19 protein-coding genes and 1 pseudogene are annotated in these 23606 nt (G+C 57.6%); 9 read left to right on the top strand and 11 right to left on the bottom strand.

Going from position 1 to position 23606, the window contains the following annotated elements; genetic code table 11:
• Positions 1–58 precede the first annotated feature (58 nt).
• Positions 59–361, top strand: a pseudogene (locus tag PL599_RS19840) (integrase core domain-containing protein); the annotation flags it as partial.
• Between the two features lie 504 nt (positions 362–865).
• On the opposite strand, the gene PL599_RS19845 reads toward PL599_RS19840, so the two are convergent.
• The 5 genes from PL599_RS19845 to PL599_RS19865 all read right to left on the bottom strand — a co-directional run bounded on the left by PL599_RS19845 (position 866) and on the right by PL599_RS19865 (position 6532).
• Positions 866–1825 carry a sugar phosphate isomerase/epimerase family protein gene (locus PL599_RS19845; protein ID WP_142913347.1) on the bottom strand — a complete coding sequence of 320 codons (960 nt, stop codon included), beginning with the start codon at positions 1823–1825 and terminating at the stop codon, positions 866–868.
• Complete coding sequence (locus PL599_RS19850; protein ID WP_142913346.1) at positions 1822–2826, bottom strand: Gfo/Idh/MocA family protein; 1005 nt, start codon at positions 2824–2826, stop codon at positions 1822–1824. Before PL599_RS19850 ends, PL599_RS19845 begins: the two co-directional genes overlap by 4 nt.
• A 110-nt stretch (positions 2827–2936) precedes the next feature.
• Positions 2937–3755 (bottom strand): sugar ABC transporter substrate-binding protein, encoded by an 819-nt coding sequence (locus PL599_RS19855; RefSeq protein WP_245289637.1) that lies wholly within the window; start codon positions 3753–3755, stop codon positions 2937–2939.
• 195 nt (positions 3756–3950) lie between these two features.
• The gene (locus PL599_RS19860) at positions 3951–4961 is read right to left on the bottom strand and encodes an ABC transporter permease (protein ID WP_142913344.1); all 1011 of its coding nucleotides are present in this window, start codon (positions 4959–4961) and stop codon (positions 3951–3953) included.
• A complete protein-coding gene (locus tag PL599_RS19865) occupies positions 4961–6532 on the bottom strand; it encodes a sugar ABC transporter ATP-binding protein (RefSeq protein WP_216331586.1) in 1572 nt (523 codons plus the stop codon). The genes PL599_RS19860 and PL599_RS19865 overlap by 1 nt, the downstream gene beginning before the upstream one ends.
• A 162-nt stretch (positions 6533–6694) precedes the next feature.
• On the opposite strand from PL599_RS19865, the gene PL599_RS19870 reads away from it, so the two are divergent.
• On the top strand, positions 6695–7729 hold the full coding sequence (locus PL599_RS19870) for a LacI family DNA-binding transcriptional regulator (protein WP_142913342.1): 1035 nt from the start codon (positions 6695–6697) through the stop codon (positions 7727–7729).
• 261 nt (positions 7730–7990) lie between these two features.
• Here PL599_RS19870 and PL599_RS19875 read toward each other — a convergent pair whose 3' ends face one another.
• The 4 genes from PL599_RS19875 to PL599_RS19890 form a co-directional block, all read right to left on the bottom strand.
• Positions 7991–8803 (bottom strand): oxidoreductase, encoded by an 813-nt coding sequence (locus tag PL599_RS19875; RefSeq protein WP_269824924.1) that lies wholly within the window; start codon positions 8801–8803, stop codon positions 7991–7993.
• A 202-nt stretch (positions 8804–9005) separates the two neighbouring features.
• A complete protein-coding gene (locus tag PL599_RS19880; protein ID WP_269824923.1) occupies positions 9006–9593 on the bottom strand; it encodes a glutathione S-transferase family protein in 588 nt (195 codons plus the stop codon).
• A gap of 143 nt (positions 9594–9736) precedes the next feature.
• Positions 9737–12850: an efflux RND transporter permease subunit gene (locus PL599_RS19885; RefSeq protein ID WP_269824922.1), complete on the bottom strand. Its 3114-nt coding sequence runs from the start codon at positions 12848–12850 to the stop codon at positions 9737–9739.
• Positions 12850–13959: an efflux RND transporter periplasmic adaptor subunit gene (locus PL599_RS19890; protein WP_269824921.1), complete on the bottom strand. Its 1110-nt coding sequence runs from the start codon at positions 13957–13959 to the stop codon at positions 12850–12852. Before PL599_RS19890 ends, PL599_RS19885 begins: the two co-directional genes overlap by 1 nt.
• A gap of 98 nt (positions 13960–14057) precedes the next feature.
• Between PL599_RS19890 and PL599_RS19895 the strand changes: the two genes are divergently transcribed.
• The 4 genes from PL599_RS19895 (at position 14058) to PL599_RS19910 (ending at position 17417) form a co-directional block, all read left to right on the top strand.
• The gene (locus PL599_RS19895; RefSeq protein ID WP_269824920.1) at positions 14058–14642 is read left to right on the top strand and encodes a TetR/AcrR family transcriptional regulator; all 585 of its coding nucleotides are present in this window, start codon (positions 14058–14060) and stop codon (positions 14640–14642) included.
• A gap of 166 nt (positions 14643–14808) precedes the next feature.
• On the top strand, positions 14809–16104 hold the full coding sequence (gene fabF, locus PL599_RS19900; protein ID WP_269824919.1) for a beta-ketoacyl-ACP synthase II: 1296 nt from the start codon (positions 14809–14811) through the stop codon (positions 16102–16104).
• Between the two features lie 51 nt (positions 16105–16155).
• Positions 16156–17163, top strand: a complete 1008-nt coding sequence (ftsZ, locus tag PL599_RS19905) for a cell division protein FtsZ (protein WP_269824918.1) — start codon at positions 16156–16158, stop codon at positions 17161–17163.
• Positions 17164–17228: 65 nt separating this feature from the next.
• A complete protein-coding gene (locus PL599_RS19910; protein ID WP_142913336.1) occupies positions 17229–17417 on the top strand; it encodes a hypothetical protein in 189 nt (62 codons plus the stop codon).
• Between the two features lie 17 nt (positions 17418–17434).
• Here PL599_RS19910 and PL599_RS19915 read toward each other — a convergent pair whose 3' ends face one another.
• Positions 17435–17944, bottom strand: coding sequence for a MarR family winged helix-turn-helix transcriptional regulator (locus PL599_RS19915; protein WP_271359764.1), 510 nt, complete (start codon positions 17942–17944; stop codon positions 17435–17437).
• Between the two features lie 164 nt (positions 17945–18108).
• On the opposite strand from PL599_RS19915, the gene PL599_RS19920 reads away from it, so the two are divergent.
• Both PL599_RS19920 and PL599_RS19925 read left to right on the top strand, forming a co-directional pair.
• On the top strand, positions 18109–19524 hold the full coding sequence (locus PL599_RS19920; protein WP_269824916.1) for an MATE family efflux transporter: 1416 nt from the start codon (positions 18109–18111) through the stop codon (positions 19522–19524).
• A gap of 819 nt (positions 19525–20343) precedes the next feature.
• The gene (locus tag PL599_RS19925; protein ID WP_269824915.1) at positions 20344–22095 is read left to right on the top strand and encodes a thiamine pyrophosphate-binding protein; all 1752 of its coding nucleotides are present in this window, start codon (positions 20344–20346) and stop codon (positions 22093–22095) included.
• Here PL599_RS19925 and PL599_RS19930 read toward each other — a convergent pair.
• Positions 22086–23015 carry a LysR substrate-binding domain-containing protein gene (locus PL599_RS19930; RefSeq protein ID WP_244614259.1) on the bottom strand — a complete coding sequence of 310 codons (930 nt, stop codon included), beginning with the start codon at positions 23013–23015 and terminating at the stop codon, positions 22086–22088. The genes PL599_RS19925 and PL599_RS19930 overlap by 10 nt on opposite strands.
• Before the next feature lie 111 nt (positions 23016–23126).
• Here PL599_RS19930 and PL599_RS19935 point away from each other — a divergent pair, with 111 nt between their 5' ends.
• On the top strand, positions 23127–23591 hold the full coding sequence (locus PL599_RS19935) for an Lrp/AsnC family transcriptional regulator (protein ID WP_077984673.1): 465 nt from the start codon (positions 23127–23129) through the stop codon (positions 23589–23591).
• Positions 23592–23606: the final 15 nt, after the last annotated feature.

Consider the following 23606-nt stretch of genomic DNA (forward strand, 5'->3'; position numbering starts at 1 on the left):
TAGTGCCGAGGCCACCGACGATTATCCCAACACCGATCAGCGCACTGCAGCGCATGCTCATGAGCGCATGCATCTGACATTGAAGAAGCAGGCAACTCGCCCGCCCGAAGGTAACCTTCTTCAGCAACAGGCACGCTTCGATGCATTCGTCAGCGAATTCAATGGTGAAAGGCCGCATGAGGCTATCGGCATGAAAGTGCCGGCCGATCTCTACACCGCCTCTTTGCGACCCTACATTGGCCTGCCGGAGATTGATTACCCCTTCCATGATCGGGACATCATCGTCACCAATTGTGGACGCGCCTGCCTCTATCGCAAGAAGATCAACATATCGACCGTGCTGGCCGGACAGAAACTGGGATTTGGTTGCGGGGGCCTGATTCTATAGAGACTTGCAAATTCAGCTAGTTAATAAGCACATCTGCGGAAATCGTTTCCACTTGGTCCATTGTGCCCCAATTCGGACATCCACCTCAAGTGATGAACTGAGCGATTTAGGGCCGCAAGATGGCGGTCCGCTTTCGGTTCGCACATGCGAAGAGCAGCCGCTTTGTTGTCCCATAACATTTACCGATTTGGTGCAAGTTTACCCGCGCACGGGATTTCCCCTATACTAAGTCTATCCTTTCGCTGTTAACGGGCGAGCAACTGGATCATCACTGAAATGAAGGATTACGTGGGCCGCCGACCTGAGCGCCGTAAAGGTCTACTCCGGCACGGCCGATGGTGATGACGTCGAGCGTTTTCTGCATGTTCGCGTCTCTGATACGTGTTGAACCGCGCCCGCCTCGGCGCAGACGACTTTCTGCCGGAAGCATGCCGCCGGCAGCGAATTGATCTTGAGCAGGGGTCCGTTTGGCGGCTCCTAGATCGCCTGCGGTTTGAAGTCGCTCTTGGCGACTGGCATGACGGCTTGGAGCAGCGCCACAGACTTCTCCAGACCTTCCAGGCTGTTCAGAAGGACGTCTTCATGCTCGATAGAAAGCCAGCCGTCGTAGCCTGCCATCTTCAGCCTGTAGCAGAACTGTCGCCACCATTCCTCTCCGTGGCCGAAACCGAGCGTGATATAGGACCAGCTCCTGGCGGGAATGTCCATCAGGCTCCCGTTCTCTAGGAGGCTGCCCACGGCCTGTTTCGGAGAGTTCAGGAATGTGTCCTTGGCATGGACGTGATAGACGGCCTCGCCGAGCGCTTCCGCCGCCACAAGAGGATCGGCGCCCATCCAGAAAAGATGGGAGGGGTCCAGGTTTGCGCCGATGACAGGGCCCACCGCCTCCCGCAGTCTGAGCAGGGACGGAACGTTGTAGACGCATTGGTTGCCATGAAGTTCCAGCGCGATGCGTTCGACCCCGTGTTCCTTTGCCAGCGCAGCGATCCTCGTCCAGTACGGGATAAGTTTCTCCTCCCATTGATACCGGAGTATGGCCTGCGTTTCGGGAGGCCAGGAGGAAACCACCCAGTTCGGCATGGTGTCCGTTGCGTTTCCGGCGGGGAGGCCCGACATGGAGCAGACAGTACTAACCCCGAGCTCGCCGGCCGCTCGGATTGTATCCTCAAGGCCCTGCCCTTGCGCGGGGTCAGTCGGATGCAGCGGGTTTCCGTTGGCGTTGAGGCTGATGACCTCCAGTCCACGGTCTGCGAAGGACGCGAGGAAGCCCTTCCGCACGTTACCGTCCTTCAATATCCCCGGCAGGTCAAAGTGCGGAGCGGTGGACCAGCCGCAGGTGTTGACTTCCACCCCGGAAACCCCGAGCCGGCGGGCATGGTCGAGCATCTCGTCGAACGGCAGACCACCCAGACTGTCTGAAACAAAACCCAGCTTCATGCGTAGAACTCCGGCTTCATGATCATCTCCACGGGCATCTTGTGTCCCTTGTTCAGCGCTTGCACTCCCGCCTCGGCAACGACGGCGGCGCAGTACCCGTCCCAACTGCTGGACGCCGTCTCTGGGAACAAGCCGCTCTCCGCGAAGCGCAGGAATGCCCTGTTCTGACGCCGGTAGGCCTCATGGTAGCGGCCACGCCAGTCGGCCTCGTAGCTCGTGCTCTGTCCCAGATTACGGTCGACCCGCGTGTAGTTCACCGGGTTCATCGCTATAGTCGCCTTTTCGCCCACCAGTTCGGCACGAACATCGTAGCCATAGGCTGCGTTGTTGTTGATCTCGATGTTGACAAGCTGACCGTCCACCGTCTCAAGCACCATATGAACGGGCGCGACGAGGGTGTCGGAGCGCTTTGGCTGGAACGCAGAAATCGAAATGTATTCGGTGCCAAGGACATGGCGCACCACGTCGAATTCATGGGGTGCCGAATTGGTAATAGCCATCGCACCGGTAAAGTCGGCAGCCGGGGTCGCCACGTTGCGGTGGAAGTTGTGCATCATGAGGGCTCGGCCGATCGCGCCATCCTGCACGGCTCGCTTCATCTCGACGTACGACTGATCGAAGCGGCGCATGAAGCCAAGCATGATGAAGCGCTCACCAGCCTGCTCCTCCGCCTTGAGGATATCGAGGCACTCCGATGACGATTGCGAAAGGGGCTTTTCACAAAGGACCCGCTTGCCCGCCTTGATGCAGGACAACGAAAGGGTCGCGTGCGTAAAGTCCGGGCTCGCAATGATGATCGCATCGACGTCCGGTCGTGCCGCGATACCATCCGGATTCACGTCCACATCCCGAGCGCCGTAGCGGTCAGCGACTTTTCTCGCCCGATCAGCGTCCATGTCGCACACGACCTGTAGCGTTGCGCCCGGCAGATCTTCCGCCACGATCTTTGCATGGTCTGCCCCCATCAGTCCCGCCCCGATGATTGCGATCCTGGTACCCATTTCCTATGATCTTTCTGTAACTGATGAAAGGGATGGCCGGCGCCAGCAGAGCACCGGCCTGTGTCGTTGCGTGCCGGGCCTCGTTTCCCGACACGCTTCCCTTGGGAGGGTTATTTCTTTGCGTACTGATCGACGTTTTGCTTGGTGATCGAGGCAAACGGAACCAGCTTTTCCGCCGGCGCCTGTTCGCCCTTCTTCAGGCCTTCAACAACCTCAAAGGCAGCCTTGGCCTGCCCTGCTGCATCCTGGAAGATCGTCTGGGACATCGTGCCGGCCTTGATGGCGTTGAGCGCGTCGGCCGTGCCGTCGACGCCCGAGATCAGTACGCCCTTAAGGCGATTGGCTCCCTGCAGGGCTTCGAGAGCACCAAGCGCCATCTGATCGTTGGCAGCAACGATGGCATCGAAGTTCGGGAAGCTCTGGATCCAGTCTTCCGTGACCTTCATGCCCTCGGCGCGATCATAGTTGCCCGATAGACTTGCGAGCGTCGTAACATCCGATCGGCCGAGCGCATCCTCAAACCCCTTCTTCCGCTCCTGCGTGTGGGAGAGACCCGGCGTGCCTTCGAGATAGAGGATCTTCGCATCTTTCGGCAGATTCGCCTTCATGTATTCGCCCTGAAGGCGGCCGGCATCGATGTTCTTTGAGCCCACAAATGTATATTTGCCGCCAGCAGACTGGATCCCGAGAGCGATCACGGGAATGCCCGCCTCATTGGCCTTTTCAACTCCAGGCACAATGCCCTGATAGTCGACCGGCACGACAACGATGGCATTTACCTTCTGCGCGATGAAGTTATCGATCTGGTCGAGTTGCTTGCTGACATCGTTATTCGCGTCAGAGAAATTGACCGTCACTGCCGGGTCAGATTTGGCAGCCTCGATGAAGGCATTCTTACGTGCCATGACGAACACGTCGGTGTCGGCCATGTTAGCATAACCGACGACGAACTTGTCGGCTGCTGTTGCGGCGGTTGCAGAAAGCGCGGCCAGAGAGACTGCGCAGGCGAAAGCAAATTTTGCGATAACTTTCATGGTTTCCTCCCAAAGGGTGTGTGTTGGTGCAGGGGCGGAAATCCCGCCGACACAGAGTTATTTCCGGGACAGAAGGTCCCTGGAACGGGTTTATGCCTTCTTCTTGCCGCGGGCTGATTTCGTCCAAACATCAAGGATCACCGCGATCGCAATGATCAGACCCTTGATGATCTGCTGCCAGTAGGAGCTGACATTCATGAGATTGAGGATGTTGTTGATAACGCCGATGATCATGGAGCCAATGATCGTACCGGTGATGGTTCCGGTCCCCCCCATCAGACTGGTGCCACCGACAACCACGGCCGTGATCGCGTCAAACTCGTAGCCAACGCCGCCTGCGGGCTGGCCGGAATTGATACGCGACATCAGAACAATGCCGGCAACGGCACAGAGGACGCCATTGAAAATGAACGCCTTGATGACGATGCTGTCGGGGTTGATTCCGGAGGCAAGTGCGGCACGCTGATTCCCGCCGACGGCATAGACGTATCGACCGAACTTGGTTTTGTTGAGCAGAAGCCACGACAGGACGACCACTACCGCCAGAATGAGCACGGAGATGGGGACTGGGCCTAGTGAACCCTGTCCTATGACCTTGAAGTCACCGAGGCCAGTTACGGGCGATCCGCCCGTATAGAGCAGAACGGTTCCGCGTGCGACCGTCGTCATGGCAAGCGTCATAATGAACGAGGGGATTCGGAAGAACGTGATTACGAAGCCGTTGATCGTGCCAGTTATGACACCCACGACAAGACCGGCTGCGACCGCAAGTACGATGCTGCCGGTCATCGACATCACGCTTGCCGCGATTACCCCGCAAAGAGCAAGAACCGAACCGAGGGAAACGTCGATATGCCCCAGGATGATGACGAAGGTGATGCCACAGGCCAAAAGACTGACAACAACCACCTGTCTCAGGACGTTAGTGAGATTTGCTTCCGTCAAAAACGTCGGGCTCAACATCGAGGCCAGGATGCAGATGCCGACGAAGATCAGGACGGTGCCGTACTTGCGATAGATCTGGGAGAAGCTCATCTCCCGTAGACCCCGCAACACCCGTCCCTCCCGCTTTTCTGCTCCTGCTACTGGATCTATACTCATCAATGTCCTCCCGTGGCGAGGCGCATGATGCTTTCCTGCGTCGCCTCGCTCCTTGTAAGTTCACCGGTCACCCGGCCTCCGCTCATCACCACCACGCGGTCGCTCATCCCGAGAATTTCGGGCAGCTCGGATGAGATCATGATGATCGCGAGCCCTTGGCAGGCGAATTCGGTCATGAGCTTGTGAATTTCCGATTTGGATCCCACGTCGATCCCGCGCGTAGGCTCATCGAGAATGAGAAGCTTCAGATCGCCCAGCAGCCATTTCGCAAGAACGATCTTTTGCTGGTTGCCGCCGCTCAAGTTCTCCACAGTCATCGCTGTGTTGGGCGTTTTGATCTGCAGCATCTTGATCATGTGCTGCGCAGCGCTTTCCTCCTGCCGTTCGCTGATGAACAGCCGCGAGGTGAACTTCTTGAGGTTTGCCAAAGAGATGTTTTCGCCCACGGACCGGCACAGAACCAGGCCCTCCGACTTGCGATCCTCGGACACCATGGCAATGCCGCTGGCGATCGCGTCCCTCGGCGAGCCAAGCTTCAAAGCAGCGCCGTTCAGTCGGACCACTCCGGCGTCGGCGCCATCAAGTCCAAAAATCACGCGCGCGACCTCGGTTCGGCCGGCACCTATGAGACCCGATAAGCCTACAATCTCGCCAGCACGAACACTGAAGCTCACGTTTTCGAAGACGCCGTGGCGGGTCAGGTTTTCGACCGACAGGACGACCTCACCGATCGGCACTTCTTCTTTGGGAAATACCTCGGAAATCGTCCGCCCGACCATCTTAGAGATAAGCGTGCCTGTATTGTAGTCACTAGCCGGTCCCGCAGCGATATATTGACCGTCGCGCATGACGGTAATGTCGTCGGCTATCTGGAAGATCTCATCCATCTTGTGCGTGATATAAATGATGGCGACACCAGCGGCTTTCAGCTCGGCGATCTGCCGGAAGAGCATCGCGACTTCGGTGTCGCTGATTGCTGATGTCGGCTCGTCCATGATGACAAGAGAGGCTTCGCGCGAGATTGCCTTGACGATCTCGACGAGCTGCATGGTCGCGATCGACAGTTCGCGCATTTTCGTGTCGGGGCTGTAGCGCAGGCCTACGCGGGCGAGCAGGACCTTTGTTTCGTTGTTCATCCTGTCGAAGTCAACGAACTTGGACAGAAGCCCGGTTTCGGCGCGGACAGGTTCGCGACCGAGAAAGATGTTTTCGGCGATCGTCATATCGAGCACCGGGCTAAGCTCCTGATGAATCATGGAAATGCCGCGATCGAGTGCCGCTGCAGCATTCTGATGATCGAGCTTTTCGCCCCGAAAATAGATCTCGCCGCCATCGATCGCGTACATACCGCTCAGAATCTTCATAAGGGTTGACTTGCCCGCGCCGTTCTCGCCAACGAGCACGTGCACGGTACCGGCACGGACCTGGAGGTTCATCTCGTCAAGCGCGAGCACACCGGGGAAAGCCTTGGTGATTGACCGCATCTCAAGGACAAAGTCGTTTTCGTCATTTATAGGCGCGCGAGCGCCGCCGCCGCCCGATAGCGGCGCCACCTTCAAGGTCGCGGACATGAAAGATTTTCCTCCAAATGAAAGGACTCTCCCAAGTCCTCTCTGCCTTAACGGCGGTATTTCATGAGGAACAAATCACTAAAACCGACCTGATTGTCAACTTAGGGATGGATTTTACTCTCAAATACTCTCATAATTGACTTCATTTTATGAGAGGCTTCGATGTCCCGACCGACTATCCCAGATCTTGCCAAAGCTGCCCGCGTGAGTATTTCAACGGTCGATCGCGTTTTGAATGGCCGCGACCCAGTCCGCGCACAGACCGCCGAACGGGTTCTCAATGCCGCCCGGGAGATAGGCTATCACGGAGTCACGGCGATTGAGCGGCGGCTGGAACACGACAAGCCAGTTATCAAGTTCGGTTTCCTTCTCAAGCAGTCGCATCGAAAGCTTTACCAGATGTGGGGCGAACTGCTGACGGCGGCCGTAGAAGCTTTTCCGGATGCGCATGGGCGACCGATCGTGAGGTTTATGAACGATCTCGCACCAGACAAAGCTGCAGAGGCAATCTACTCCCTCAGCCGGGAGGCGGACGTGATTGGGATAATTACGTCAGATCATCCGCAGGTGAACCACGCCGTAGACGGTCTTGCCGCCGAAGGCATTCCCGTCGTGACGATGATCTCTGACCTCTCAACTGCCGCACGCGCGGCTTATGTCGGCAACGACTGCGTCAAGAAGGGTCGGACCGCCGCTTGGTTCATAGCGGGACTCAATGCCAACGGCGGCAAGGTCGCTGTCTTCGTTGGCAGCCATCGGTATCTGGCCCAGGAGCTCAACGAAATGGGATTCCGGTCGTATTTTCGAGAAAGCGCGCCCGGCTTTCAAATGCTGGAAACGGTCGCCACTCTTGAGGAACCCGAGATCGCATATGAAGCCACTTGCCGTCTTCTCCAAACCGAACAGGATTTGGTCGGACTTTACGTTGCCGGCGGCGGCATCACCGGCGTAATGCAAGCCCTTCGCGAGAATGGCGGGCCTGTGGCACAACGCCCTGTCGTCATTGCTCACGAGCTGACGAATGAAACGAGGGCAGGTCTTGCGGAGGGGTTGATCAAGGTGGTCCTATCCCATCCTGCAAGGCTACTGGCGGAGACTCTGGTCCGAGCCATGGCAGAAGCGCTTGACGCTGATAGACCAACTACTCTTTCTCAGCACATTCTCCCCTTTGAGTTTTATTCAGCGACAAACATCTAGTGCAACATTGATTGCTGGCGCCGGCGGTGATCCGTCCGCGACGCAATCCGTGGGTTGCGTCGGACACTCTTATGCAAGCGCGTGACCACCAAGCGGTAAACCGGGCTCTTCGGGCCGATCGGTGTCTTGCCCTTCAGGCGCACAGTCATCGACTCTCCGCCCTCGGAGCTGAAGGTAAGCAAATGTGTCCGAGACAAGCCGTGAAGTTTCCGAATGCCGACGCCCTACTTTCTGCTTGTGGTGCGCAAGCTCCGCGAATGCCTACAGCCGGGAGAGCCCAAACGTTTTCCTGATGCCGCCATCCAATGCCTTGGCTGGAATAAACCGTTTCAGGCGGCTCAGAAGCGTAGCCTGTTTTCCAACCGGTCTGCGCATTTTGTGAGGACCTGTGATTGCTGCCATGATTTCGGCGGCGACAGTCTGAGGACTGCTTGCCGTCCTAATGGCGGAAAAAACGGCCTCATTGGATTTGGCTAATTGAGTGGCGTAGTCGTCGATACGCATCTCCGTCTGCTTCGCATTGACATCGAGACTTGTCCTCGTGAACGTCGGCTCGACCAAGACGGAGCGAATGTTGAATTGCCGAACTTCGTGGTCAAGCGTTTCAGACAGTCCCTCCAACGCATGCTTGCTGCTGGCATAAAGGCCCATATAAGGTGCGGGGAGAAAGCCGAGAACCGAACTGACATTGACGATCAGACCGGAATTCTGCTGTCGCATCGCAGGCAATACCGCTCGTATCATGCGCAGTGGGCCAAAGAGATTGGTTTCAAAAAGGGCCTTCGCCTCATCGTCCGACGTGCTTTCGACCGGCCCGACAAGAGAGACGCCTGCATTGTTCACCACGACATCAATCCGGCCTGAACGGGACAGAACCCAATCGACGAATTGCCTCACCGACTCGTCATTGTCCACATCGAGACGCCCGTACTCGACACCGTGAACCGGTCCACTTTTGTCCGGATTGCGCGATCCTGCAAACACCTTGAACCCATTCTGTGACAGCAACCTCACGGTCGCCTGCCCTATGCCGGAGGATGCTCCGGTCACCACAACAATCTTGTCTGTCGACATCTACGCTCTCCAAAACTAGCGTTGGACTAGAAATCAATTTAGATTTCGTTTGTAATCTATAACTCCGTTAGATTGCAAGCGAAATAAAACGCGCTTGCAGAAATTGAGGAGGCACATGGTCAGAAGCGGGAAACATCGGTCGAGTTAATGCGGGATTCTCGCCTGGGGAGTGACAGGTGTGACGGATGCTTATGCCGTCAATTCACGCCGTTCGCCTGTCCGCTGGTGGATTGCCCAGCGCACGCTGGAACGCGGATCGTTGCTCGCCTCTTTCGACGTAGTCCTGCAAGCCAGGGCTATCCAGCAGAACATCAGAGTGCTTGAGCGGCCGCAGTACGCTCACCATCATGAGATCACCGGCGCTGAACTGAGCCCCCTCAAGCCACTCCTTCCCTCCAAGCGTATCACCCAGTTGCTGGAGCCGCTGACTGAGATGACCAACGCTGCCAGAGGCGATACAGGGCTCGATCGTATTGACCGCTGCAAACATCCACATGATGGAACGCGAGCGCGCATTTGCTTCATCGGGAAGGAGGCCAGCGAAACGCTGTGCTATGTGAAGCACGATCGCACCGGATTCGAAAAGAATGAGATCGCCCTCCTGGTAGATCGGCATCTGGCCGAATGGCTGTATTTCCAGATATTCGGGGCGGCGCATCTCGGAAAAAGTCAGATACCGTAGAGTGTAAGGCTGGCCGACTTCCTCGAGAGCCCACCTGACGCGCATATCCCGATGATATCCCCTACCCCCGTCCGGCGGATGTTTGAAGATGGATACGACAGAGTTCATGTCAAGGCTCCTCATTGGCAGGATTGAAGCGGGACGAGGGCATGGTTTCCGAAAGGGTCCAGTGGGCACGCAAAACACACGCCACTTCTCGCCAGGCAGTATGATCCCTCCGCGGCATCATCTGCTGCGGAGGGACGGGTTGGCTATTCCGCAGCAAGCGAATGCTGCGCTGTTTCCGAGTTTCCGTGCTCCGTCGAACCCATGTCTGCCTTGGGTGGCTTGATGCGGAACCATGCAGCATAGAGCGCCGGCAGGAAGAGCAGGATGATGAGCGTACCCACCGCCGTTCCGCCGATAAGCGTGTAGGCCATCGAACCCCAGAAAACCGAATGCGTCAGGGGAATGAAGGCTAGGACCGCGGCAAGCGCCGTCAGGATGACGGGCCTCGTTCGCTGCACCGTGGCTTCGATAACGGCATGATAGTCGTCCAGACCCGCGGCCTTGTTTTCCTTGATCTGCTCGGTCAGGATCAGCGTATTGCGCATGAGGATGCCCGCCAGGCCGATAAGACCAAGGATCGCGTTAAACCCGAAAGGCTGGTTGAACAGGATCAGGGTCGGCACGACGCCTGCAAGACCGAGCGGTGCTGTCAGCATCACCATCGTCATCGTCGACAGGCTGCGCACCTGAAGGATGATGACGATCAGGGTCGCTGCGATCATCAGTGGGAAGACCTTCACCAGGGCAGTATTCGCCTTGAGTGATTCCTCGATATTGCCGCCCATCTCGATTGTGTAGCCAGCAGGCAGAGATGCAATGAGTGGCTGAAGAGCGGTCATCACCTGTTGCGAAACCTCCGGCGGTTGTGTCGCCTCGTTAATGTCAGACCGGACCGTCACCACAGGCGTTCTGTCACGACGCTTGAGGATCGGTTCTTCGAAGCGCACCTCCGTGTGGCCGATCTGATCGAGGGGGATCGCACGGCCGTCTCTCGTCACGAGCGAGAAGTCCCCGAGTCTGGCAGGATCGAGGCGGATTTCGCCGGCACTTCTCGCCACGACAGGAACGTTTCGGATGTTCTCACGGACTTGCGTGACGGGAACGCCACTCAGCAGGAGTTGTATCTGCTGGGCAGCCTCGGCGGACGACATGCCGATGAGGTTCAGGCGATCCTGATCGGGAACGAACCGGACAACGGGTGTTCGATTACCCCAGTCACGGTTGGCATTTCTGACATCAGGTATCGAGCTCATGAGAGCAAGTGCCTGCTCGGAGATTTTGTACAGCTCTTCGGCGTCAGGTCCTTTGATCCGAAACTCGACGGGGAATGGCGTGTAGGGGCCAAAGACGAGTTGCGTCACGCGGACGAATGCCTCGGGCGCCAGCCCTTGCGCAACGGCTTCCCGAAGACGCAGTTTCAGCACCTCACGCTCATGGGCGTCGGATGTCAGCACAACGATCTTCGCGAAGGCAGGATCGGGCAGTTCGGGCGACATGGCGAAGAAGAAGCGGGGGGCGCCCTGGCCGATGTAGCTGGTGGCGATCTTCGCTTCGGGTTGCTGCTTCAACCACGCCTCGAGTTTCTTGACCGTGGCGGTTGTCGTTTCGATGCTCGTGCCTTCTGGCATGCGGACTTCGACAAGAACCTCAGGACGGTCCGATGTGGGGAAGAACTGCTGCTTCACCGCACCCATCCCGACGACCGAAAGCGCCATGACAACGCCAACAATGGCGCAGGTCAGGAACTTGTGCTTGACGGTGAATTCAATCGCACCGCGCAGGCGTCTGTAGTTCGGCGTATCGTAAATCGCATGATGGCCGCCTGCCACCGGCTTGATATCGGGCAACAGCTTTACGCCGAGATAGGGCGTAAAGATCACCGCCACGAACCAGGAAACAATCAGTGCGAAACCGACGATCCAGAAGATATTGCCCGCATATTCACCCGCTGCAGAGGCGGCGAAACCGACCGGCATCAGGCCGATAATGGTCACAAGCGTTCCCGACAGCATCGGTGCCGCAGTGTGGCTCCAGGCATAGGCAGCCGCCTTGATGCGATCCATACCCTCTTCCATCTTCACGACCATCACCTCGATGGCGATGATGGCGTCGTCGACCAGCAGGCCAAGTGCCAGGATCAATGCACCGAGCGTGATGCGGTCGAAGAAGCGCCCTGTCTCGAGCATGATGATGAAGACGACAGCAAGCGTCAGAGGCACGGCCAGAGCCACCACGATGCCCACCCGCCAGCCGAGCGCAATGAGGCTGACGAAGAGCACGACGCCGAGGGCCATGGCGAACTTCACCATGAATTCACCCACTGCCGCGTCAATGTTGACGGCCTGATCGCTGACCTTCGTCAGCGTTATGCCAAGGGGCAATGATTGTGCGATCTGGCTCGAGCGCTCTTCAAGAGCCTTGCCAAGCTCCAGACCATTCCAGCCCTGCTGCATGACCACGCCGAGCATGATGGCCGGCTCGCCGTCATGACGGATGACATAGCCTGCCGGCTCCTGATAACCCCGGCGTACCTCAGCAATGTCGGAAAGCTTCAACGCGCGGCCGGAAGCGACGATGGGCGTATCAGCGATAGACTGAACACTGTCATAGGCACCATCGAGGCGAATGAAGACCTGCGGACCCTGCGTATCGATCGAGCCAGCGGGCGTAACGGTATTGCGCCGTTGAAGAGCTGCGGCAATGTCCTGAGAAGATATGCCGAGCGTGGCGAGTTTCTCATAGGAGAACTCTACGAATATCTGCTCGGGCTGTTCGCCGAGAATGTTGATCTTCTTCACGCCGGGAACATGAAGCATGTCCTGCCTGATCTTTTCCGCTTCCCGGACGAGATCGCGCATCGGCATGCCCTGCGCCTTGAGAGCGTAAAGGCCGAAGCTGACGTCGGAGTATTCGTCGTTCACGAACGGTCCCAGCACACCCTGCGGCAGGTTTCTGGCTTCATCGCCGAGCTTCTTGCGCGCCTGATAAAATTCTTCAGCGACGGCGCTTGGCGGCGTATTGTCCTTGAGCGTAACGGTAAGATAGGCAAAGCCGGGACGCGTCGTTGTCTCGACACGGTCGTACCATGCCAATTCCTGAATGCGCTTCTCCAGCGGCTCGGCAACCAGATCCTGCATCTCGCGTGCGGTTGCGCCCGGCCAGACAGTCGTGACAGTCAATGTCTTGATGGTAAAGGAGGGGTCTTCGGCGCGTCCCAGCTTGACGAAAGCATAGACGCCGGCAAGCGACAGAAGGACGATGAAGAACAGCGTGACGGCGCGTTCGCGAACCGCAAGGGCGGACAGATTGAGGTTCATCAGTTTGTCACCTCTTTTGTCCCAACGCTGGTGCGAACTTGCGCTCCATCCTTCAGAAGATGTGCGCCAAGCGCAACGACCTCCTCTCCCGGCTTGACGTTAGTGACGACCACTTTCTCTTCGCTTACCCGCTCTACTTTCACATCACGAAACTTCACGACGGACGATTGCTGATCGATCACCCAGACGCCAGTGCGCGTCCCGTCATCCAACAGGGCACCTATCGGCAGTTCGGCGTGGTTTTGCGCATCTCTGTTCTCGATTTCGATAGTGACGGTCGCCCCCAGTGGAGCATTGGACGCAGCCCCTTCAAGCACCCAGCGCGTTTCATAGGTGCGGGTCTGCTGATCGGCAGAATCGGAGATCTGGCGCAGCTTGGCCTTTTCCGCATTGTTTCTGCCATAAACCGATGCGGAAGCCTGAGCTCCGATTTCAGGGCGCATGGTTTCGGGAAGCCAGACAATGGCTTCGCGCGGACCAGACTTCGCGAGCCGGACAACCGGCTGCCCGGCGGTTACCACCTGACCCGGTTCACCGAGCGTCTCGACAATGGTTCCATCCGCATCGGCAACGAGAACCGCATATCTGGCCTCGTTTTCGGCAACATTCGCCTCAGCCTGAGCGGCGGCCAACTGTGCCGTCGCCGTATCCAGCAGGGCCTTCGATCGTTCATATTGCTGCGTCGAGGCAGCAGAGGTCTTCACCAGCACGGCAAAGCGTTTCTCATCGGCTTTCGCTTGGACAAATGTCGCCTGTGCTGCGATGACAGCGTTTCGCTTGGCGGTCAGAGCAAGACGAAGATCGGTCTCGTCAAGCCTCATCAATGGCTGTCCAGCGCTTACCTGCTCCCCGACGTCGACAAAACGTTCAACGATCTTTCCGGGAACGCGAAAGCCGAGATTGCTCTGGACCCGGGCACCAACGGTTCCGGTAAAGCTGCTGCTCGAATTGCCAGGAAGCCTGGCCGTCGCGAGGTTGACCAGTGGCGCCAAAGTCCGGGGATCGGCAGCCTTTGCCTCGGGTGCCTGCGTCGGAAGCAGCAGCGCTGCGGCTCCGCCTGCGGCCAGCGCCAGCACTGCTGCTGCAGTGACAACAAGTTTCCGTTTCATTTCATCGCCCCTTCTTGACGGCCATCCTGAAAATATTAGATTGCACTCTAACTCTAAAAGACATATAGATGTCAAATGAAATCTAATTGGAGGTCCACATGCGAGTGAGCCGTGTACAGGCAGAGGAAAACCGGGAACGGGTGATCAACGTCGCCAGCCGCTTGTTTCGAGAGCATGGTTTCGACGGGATTGGCCTGAAAGACCTGATGAAGGGTGCGGGCCTCACCCAGGGTGGATTCTACAAGCAGTTCGCATCCAAGGACGATCTTGCGGCGCTTGCATCACGGCGTGCTCTCGAGAGCGCCACGAGAAGGTGGTCTGATGCCGCAGCAGACACGTCGGATCCGCTGGAATCGATCATCATCTTCTACCTTTCCAAAGACCATAGTGGCGAGAAGGCAGAAGGATGCCCGCTCGTTGCTCTCGGCTCCGACGCTGCGCGTCAAACCGCCGAAGTTCGGCGCCCGTTTGAAGACGGTATCCGAGCACACTTCGAGGTGCTTGAAGAGCTTATCGGAGAGGGTGGCGATAAAGCTCGAAGCGAAAAGGCCATGGCAATATTGTCCATGATGGTCGGTGCGGTGACGCTGTCCAGGATCATTGGGGATGAAGCGCTTTCGACGAGTGTACTCGATGCGGCAGCGAGCGAGGTCCGGCGCATTGCTGGCCGCGATGGCGGCTAACGGATGGTTTTTGGATATTCGTCGCCGATAGCTGGCACAGCTCGGCCGTAGCCCCACGCTATCAGAAGAGAATAGCGCGAACCGCATGTCCCAAGTTCACGACCGGTCATTCGGTCGGGTGCCGAAGGCATGCCAAAATTTTGATCGTTAACAGGTGGAAATGCAAATGCGTCGTGTCGTTGTCACGGGAATGGGAGCCGTCAGCCCCCTTGGTGCAAATGTCGATATCTCCTGGTCCCGGCTTCTTGCTGGCAAAAGCGGGATCCGACGGCTGGGCGACGACATCGTCGGGGATTTGCCTTCAAAAATCGGAGGCGTGGTCCCGTCCCTGGCTGAAGATCCTGAAGGAGGATTTGATCCTGACAAGACCCTGCCCTCGAAGGATCAACGTAAGGTCGACCGCTTCATCATCTTTGCGCTGGCGGCGGCGGAAGAGGCTCTCGCACAGGCGAACTGGAAGCCAGCTTCCGAAGAAGAAAAACTGAGAACGGCGACAATCATCGCATCGGGCATCGGTGGCTTTCCCGCGATAACGGAGGCGGTGCGTACCGTCGACCAACGCGGCGTCCGCCGCCTCTCGCCCTTCACCATTCCATCCTTTCTCGTCAATCTCGCTGCCGGACAAGTCTCTATCCGGCATGGTTTCAGAGGCCCGCTGGGAGCGCCGGTGACGGCATGCGCCGCCAGCGTTCAGGCGATTGGCGATGCAGCGCGACTGATCAGGTCCAATGAAGCCGACATTGCGGTTTGTGGCGGAACCGAGGCCTGTATGAACATTGTAAGCCTTGGTGGTTTCGCAGCGGCAAGATCGCTATCGACAGGCTTTAACGAGACCCCGGCCAAGGCCTCACGTCCTTTCGACACCGCCCGCGACGGCTTCGTGATGGGTGAAGGCGCAGGCATCCTCGTCATTGAAGCGTTGAGCCACGCCCTTGCTCGTGGTGCGACGCCGATAGCAGAACTCGTTGGATACGGAACGACGGCCGACGCCCATCATATTACGTCGGGGCCGGAAGACGGAAGCGGCGCCCGCAGGGCAATGCAAATCGCCATCGCCCAGGCGGGTATCGCCCCGCACGAAATCGGCCATCTGAACGCACATGCGACTTCGACCCCGGTTGGAGATCTCGGAGAGCTCAGAGCAATCAAGAGCCTGTTCGGCCAAAAGAAGTCGATCGCCGTCAGCGGCACGAAGTCGGCGACGGGGCACCTGCTGGGGGCCGCCGGCGGCCTTGAGGCTATTTTTACGATCCTGGCGCTCCAGCACCAGATCGCGCCCCCGACCTTGAATCTCAGTTCACCTGACCTTGAGGCTAATGGCATCGACTTTGTCGCAAACGATGCCCGACCTCTCGATGTTGAGTATGCGATATCCAATGGCTTCGGCTTCGGTGGGGTCAATGCAAGTGCAGTGTTTCGACGCTGGCCGAAGAGAGGCAGTCGAACGCCATTGGCTGACTAACCCCCGCGCGTGGTCACCTTTGAACAAAGTCTCCACCAGGACACTCCCACTATGCAACCAACGACGGTCGTTTCACCGCCCGGCATAACGCTCCTCAAGCCAAGGATTGCCGTCATCGGCGTCGGCGGTGGCGGCGGCAATGCTGTCAACAACATGATCATGCACGATCTCGAGGGCGCAGAGTTTGTCGTTGCGAACACCGACGCCCAGGCTTTGTCGATGTCAAAAGCGCCACGCCTTATCCAGCTTGGCCTGACCGTCACGGAAGGACTTGGTGCCGGATCACTGGCTGACATTGGACAGGCGGCAGCCGAAGAGTCGATTGATGAGATCATGGACCACCTCGACGGAATGCATATGTGTTTCGTGACGGCGGGCATGGGGGGCGGAACGGGAACAGGTGCCGCACCCGTCATCGCCCATGCTGCGCGCAAGGCAGGCATACTGACGGTCGGCGTCGTCACCATGCCCTTCACATTCGAAGGTACGCAGCGAATGCGAACAGCGCGGCAGGGAATCGAGCGTCTCAGCGAATGCGCAGACACGGTGATCGTCATCCCCAATCAGAATCTGTTCCGGGTTGCCGATGCGAAGACGACCTTCGCGGATGCATTCGAAATGGCAGATCATGTGCTGCATGCCGGGGTCAGTTCCGTCATCGATCTGATCGTCAAGGAAGGATTGATCAATCTCGACTTCGCCGATGTAAGGTCAGTCATGCGTGACATGGGCAGAGCGGTCATGGGTACGGGCGAGGCAACGGGAGACGCCCGCGCCCGACATGCCGCCGAGGCAGCAATTGCCAATCCGCTGTTCGATGAAGCGTCCGTCAGGGGAGCGAAAGGGCTTCTCGTCTCGATCTCTGGCGGACCGGACATGACCCTTTTTGATGTCGACGAAGCTGCAACTCGTGTTCGCGAAGAAGTCGACGACGACGCGAATATCGTCGTCGGCGCGACTTTCAATGATGCGCTGACAGGGCGGTTAAGAGTTTCCGTTGTCGCAACCGGTTTGCGGCAACCGGCAGAGGTGATCTCTCTTTCAGAGAGAATGGCATAACGCTCGCTCAAACTGCCAGGCATGCAAATGCCGACTTATAAAGTTGATGGCGATGGAGATTTTAAATGTTGAAACGTTTTCGAGAAAAATGGCGATCGTGGGAAGATGTCGTCCTGGGTATCGACGATCCGCAGGGAGACTACCTCATCGCGCTGGAGAAACGGCTGGACCGGCTGGAGACCGAAGTGGCTGGCTTAAAGGCACAGCCCCATGAGGAGATAGTACGGGAAGACGGCGCCGAAAATAGAGGGTGATGGCTGTATCCTTGCAGTCAGGTGCCGGTGTCGGCTGCGCGCGGCCTAGGTCCAGCGCACGCTGTTGATAGCTCGCTAAGCATCCGGCAAAGGCTAAGAGTATTCTGTACCCCGCCAACCTTTTTCACCAGTGTGTCTTCAAGTTTCCGAAGACGTTCAAATGCCACTACAAGCCGAGCGCTCCCGTTGTAGGTGAGCAGAAGCCTTCGTGCCCTGCGATCATCGACATCCACGGACATCGTCACCCAATTCTTTCTCACCAGGGGTTTTAGATTTGAAACGACGGTTGAGTGGTCAAGGCCAAGAAGTAGCGAAACTTCCGATATTCGAGGGGAACCTGCTTCACCAATCGCTGCAAGAAGAAATATCTGCTCTGCCGTTAGTCCTGTCGAGCGCAATGCATCGTTGATCTGGCGGGAGATGATGCGGTTTGTCCGCTGCACGGCAAAGCATAGGTCCCCGGCAAGTGGGTTTTCCACCATTTCAGCTTTTATCGATCCTTGATCGGAAACATGGGTTTTGAACACCTGCACGGGCTCCGGTCTCACGCTCGTAAGCGATATTTTAGATTGCGAATGAACTCTATATAATTTAGATTTCGAAACCAATCTATTTTTAAATTCTGAGAACCGGTTGCGAACCCCGGCCTTGGGAGCGGAGCAGAGCCTCGGAGAACTTTTTAGGATCAGCCATGGCCGATATGCCGGACAGCAAAAATTCTCACGTCTCAACAATTTCACAGAAGACACCATATGGAATTCTTCATGGAGCAATCACACCCGCGCTGTTCCGGCTGGCATTGCCCACGGTCGTCGTTCTCGTGGTCCAGACCTTTGTTGGGGTCGCGGAAACCTATTTCGTCAGTTTCCTTGGGACCGAGGCTTTAGCAGGTGTGACCCTCGTCTTTCCGGTCCTCATGCTGATGCAAATGATGTCGAATGGCGGAATTGGAGGCGGAGTTTCCTCAGCCGTGGCGCGAGCGCTGGGTGCCAACCGCCACGCTGATGCCGATGGGCTCGTCTGGCATTCGATTGTTCTGGCCACAGTATTCGGAGCCATTTTCTCAGTCGCTGCAATCCTCCTTGGACCTCTGCTCTACCGCTCAATGGGAGGGACGGGAGAAACCCTGAAGGCCGCCCTCATCTATTCAGGAATTGTGTTCGCAGGCTCCATTCCGATCTGGATCACGGCTTTGCTTTCGGCAGCCCTGCGGGGCGCTAGCAACGTGAACGTGCCTGCACTCGTCATCATCTCCGGCGCGTTCCTTCTCCTCGTCCTGTCGCCGCCGTTGATTTTCGGCTGGGGGCCCTTCCCGCAGCTCGGCGTGGCAGGCGGAGGCGCCGCGGTCTTCATTTATTATCTGATCGCGGCACTGGTGCTTGCCCTTTACCTGCGCTCGTCAAGCAGCCCGCTGAAGCTTAAAATCGTTCCGCTGCAAGGTCGACTGTTCAAGGACATTCTGGGTGTCGGCCTGCCTTCCGCTGTCGGCACGATCCAGGTAAATCTGACGGTTACGTTCGTAACGGCAGCCGTTGGTCACTTCGGCGCAGACGCGATTGCGGGGTTCGGCATTGCATCGCGGCTTGATTATCTGCAAATCCCCATCATCTTCGGTCTTGGAACCGCTATCGTCACCATGGTCGGGATTAATATCGGAGCGGGCCAGATTGAACGCGCCCGCCGGGTCGCCTGGGTTGGCGCAGCCATTGCTTTTGGCATCACACAGACCATTGGCATTCTCGCCACTCTGTTCCCAATGATTTGGATGAGATTGTTCACGGCAGACCCGGATGTGCAGCAGCTAGGCTCGCAGTATCTGCAAATCGTCGCACCGGCCTATGGTGCGGTTGGATTGGGACTGGCACTTTATTTTGCAAGCCAGGGACTGAAGCGTGTTCTTCTCCCGGTTCTTGCCGGAACAGTCAGGATGATCCTGGCTGCTTTCGTCGGGTGGGCTTCGGTGATCTGGTTTGAGGCGAGTCTCAATTCCCTTTTCCAGATCGTGGCGGTGGCGGCCATCGCATACGGTGGATTAACGGCCGTCGCCGTGCTGCCGCGCCGCATTTTCCATCTTGGCAGGCAACAGGACGTTCAAACTGCCCGGTAGAGACGTCGAGTGCCCAACCAGAAGATCGCCATCGCAAAGGCGTCAACCGGTTGGTTCTCACCGCTGGCTTCGAAAATCATATCAAGATAGACGGAATTTCACCGCTGATGAACTGTCGACAACACGTCTCACCCCAGTCAACAAGCTTGCCTGTACTGCTCCGCCTGCGACAGGCAAGCCGTTATGTAGTTGTAGTTCAGAAAGACGATCGCACGATTAGCTCGAAACTGTTCTGGAACGAGTTGCAGGCGCTTTTGGCAATGGGGATACCCAACGAATTCTGGCCATACGTTCGAACGGAGGTGCTCTCAATGATCCACCACAGCGACCTACCGCCTGGAACGGTTCTCTTTGCCAGAAAAAACAGGCGTGGCGACGTCCTAAGCGTCGTCTCGTGGCGCGCTAAAGGCATCGATACCGAGATTTACACGTCGATTGAACAGGCTTTGGCTGCCGTGAATGCCAAAGATGCCTCGAAGAGGTCCTACGCTTAGACTTTGGCCAACGATATTGTCCGTTGAGATTGATGTGCTCCTATCCGAGCGGCGAGACACGGGCCAACAAATCTGGCAATAGCGCTTTGCCTCGCGGTGAGAGTTCGGCAGCCGCCTCGGCAGCGACCGGAATTCTTTGCACCAGGCGCAAAGCGAGTAGCGGCCTACATAGTGAATTTCGTCTGAGTATTTCCGTGGGCGACAGGCCGTGCAGCGGCCGAGACCGGCAATCTGACGGTTCACGCTTCATAGACCCGACACATCGCCGGTCCCCGCCGGCTCCCGACGGTCCTATCCTCCTGCAGCACAGACAGGAGAGAACGAAATGCGTGGAGCGGATATTTTGGTGGAAATGCTCATCGGTTACGGGGTCGACACGATTTTCGGCGTCCCGGGGGACACCAACGTTCCTCTCTACGAGGCCCTTCAGTTGCGTGAAGACAAGATTCGTCATGTCATGGCCCGCGATGAGCGTTCAGCCGGCTACATGGCTGACGCCTATGGGCGGTTCACCAATAGACCGGGGGTTTTCGAGTGCCCCTCAGGCGCGGGCGCGATGTATTCGCTGCCCCCGGTCGCCGAATCGAACGGCTCGTCCGTGCCAGTAATCCTTCTCACCATCGACATCCCGCTTCCCGGCGAAGGCCGCGGCGTTCTGACGGAACTCGACTGCGCTAAGCTCTTCGAGCCGGTGACGAAACTGTCCGTTCAGGTGAAATCGCCGGAAAAACTGCCGGAAATCATCCGCCGGGCTTTTCGTGTCGCATGCTCCGGCAAACCCGGCGCCGTGCATCTGCAAATTCCGGAGGACATGCTGCTTGCCGAAGTGGACCCGGGGCGGATCTCCCTTCATGTCGAAGAGGAATGCCGCACCTTCCCCGCTTACCCGACACTGCCGCCGCGCTCGAAGCTGGAGGACCTGCTCAAACTTCTGGCCAGGGCCGAGAGGCCGCTGATCGTGGCAGGCGGCGGGGTAAACCGCGCGCGTGCCGGCGACCGGATCACGCAGCTTGCCGAAAAATACAACGTGCCCATGTGCACGACAATGACCGGCCAAGGCGCCATTGACGACGACCACCGCCTCGCCATCGGCGTCATCGGCGACAACGGCTTTCATCCCCATGCGAACTGGGCGCTGGAGCATTCGGATTTCACGCTCTTCGTTGGCTCGCGCATCGGCTCGGTCGTCACCATTGGCTGGACCTTCCCGCGGATCACCCTCAATCGCCGTCTGGCGCAGATCGATATCTCCCCGGAAATCATGGCGAACAACTATGAGAATCTGCTGTCCATCCAGGGCGATGCCCTGTTGGTTCTGGAAGAACTCCTGACGCTGGACGCTGCAATAGAACCCGCCCGACACGAAGCGTGGATCGGCAGCCTCAATGATCGTCGAAAGGTTTTCTGGGAGCACGCCGAGGAAGCGCTTTCCGACGAGCGGGTTCCCTTGCGGCCGGAGAGGGCCGTACGTGCCTTCAATGAGGCGCTCCATGACTCCTGCAAGCCGGCTTTGATCTACTCCGACGCCGGCACGCCGACGCCCTACATGACGCGCTTCCTTAAAATCAATGATCGTGAAACGCGTTTTGCCATTCCGCGCGCCTTCGGTGGACTCGGTTCGGCACTTCCCGCCACGGTCGGAGCCTGGCGGGCCGATCCATCCAAGAGGCCGATCGGTCTCTTTGGCGACGGATCGTTCGGCATGACGGTCGGCGAATTGGAAACGCTGGTGCGCTTGCAGGTACCGGCAATCCTTATCCTCTTCAACAACGGCACATTCGGCTGGATCAAGGGCCTCCACCGGCTCAAAGGTCACAATCAGTGCTTTGGCGTGGACTTTCTGGCGCCGCGCGGTCAGGCAATCGCGGAAGCCTATGGCCTCAAGGCATGGACAGCCAAGACAGGTTCGGAACTCGATGCCGCACTCACAGCCGCCTTTACCCATGACGACGGACCGTGCTTCATTGACGTTCACGTCGAATCCATCGCAGACCGAGTGCCGCCGGTCTATTCCTGGCTATTGAAGCGGGGAGAAGATCCGCTTGAACTGAAGCCCATAGAAAAGTCCTATTTTTGACTTAAGGGATGCGTCAGAGGCAGGAATTGCCGCCGGCGCGCGAATTCGGTAGCAAACCAGTCGCGGAAGATCCGCACATTGGCCGAGTTCATCCGCGCCTGCGGGAAACAGAGATAAAAGCCCTCGCCCGATGTCTGAAGCCTGCTTAGAGCGGGGTTCAAAATCCCCGCGGCCAGTTCGGTGCGCACATGGAATTCGGGAACGATTGCCAGTCCCATACCGTTGATGGCGCATTCGAGGATCATATCGAAGTTCGGCAGGCGCGGGCCATAAATGCGGCTCTTGTAGTGCACGCCTGCACCCCGCAGCCAATGCAGCCACAGGCTCGGGCGGCTGGAATTCTGGATCAGCGGATATTCCAGCAGCGCCTCGTCGTTCGGGAGACCTTGCAGCGGCATCAGCTTCGGCGCGCCAACTACAACCAATTCCTCGTCGAAGAGCAGCTGGCTGCGCGCTCCGCTCCAATTTCCGGTGCCGCGCAGAAACGCCAGATCCAGCTCGGATGTCGCAAAATCGAGATCGTGACGGCAGGGATAAACCTCGAACCATGTCTGGGGATGCGCGGCTGCAAACGCGGTCAGCATCGACGCGCCCCAACGCCGCATCAGTGTCGGCGGAAAGCCGATCTTCAGCATGCTCTGTGCTTTTCGACCGCGGACGGCATCGATGGAGACATCTTCCAGCTTATCGAGAAGGCGCGAAATCTCATCATAATACCGCGTGCCCTCCTCCGTCAGGATCAGTTTAGGCCCGGCGCGCTCGAACAGGGTAAGACCCAGAAAATCTTCAAGGTTTTTTATTTGCCGGCTGATGCCGCTTTGGGTGATCCCCATGTCCTCGGCCGCCTTGGTAAAACTCAAGTGACGCACGGATGCATCGAATGCATGCAGGGCACTCAAGGATGGCAGAAAACGGCGCATGACGAAGCTCCTGTTGGGATCATGAATAAAAGTCATGAAGAACCCATTTTTCAATGCTTTTCTTTGGGAAAGTTTGAACGCAGTCTTTCCACAAAAGAAAGTGGGAACGACATGGACTACGGCGACAGCATTGACCGCAATCTGCTCAGCATCCTGGAGGAAAACGCACGCGTGCCTGCCAGTGAATTGGCCCGACGTGTCGGCCTCGCACGATCGAGTGTCCAGGAGCGCCTCGAGCGGCTGGAACGCCGCGGCGTCATTCTCGGCTATCGTGCGATCGTTGGTCGCCGCGAGATCGATCAGAGCGTTTCAGCCTATATCTTCATCACCACCGCCATGCGCGCCACGCAAAGGTTATTCGTGGTATTGCGCGGCTACCCGGAGATCTTGACAGCCGATGCGATCAGCGGCCCGGCAAACATCCTCTGCCGTGTGAACGTCAATTTTTTGGAAGATCTGGAAGCCCTGATCGAAGAGCTTGCCCGGATCGAGGAAATCGAGAGCGTGACCTATTCGGTCGTGCTTTCCAATAAAATCAATCGCGACAACGCATTGATCGCCCGCAAGGCGCAATAGGGAACGAATAATCAA

Origin of the sequence: Agrobacterium sp. ST15.16.055 (genome assembly GCF_027956555.1) — a bacterium.
GTDB lineage: Bacteria > Pseudomonadota > Alphaproteobacteria > Rhizobiales > Rhizobiaceae > Agrobacterium > Agrobacterium salinitolerans.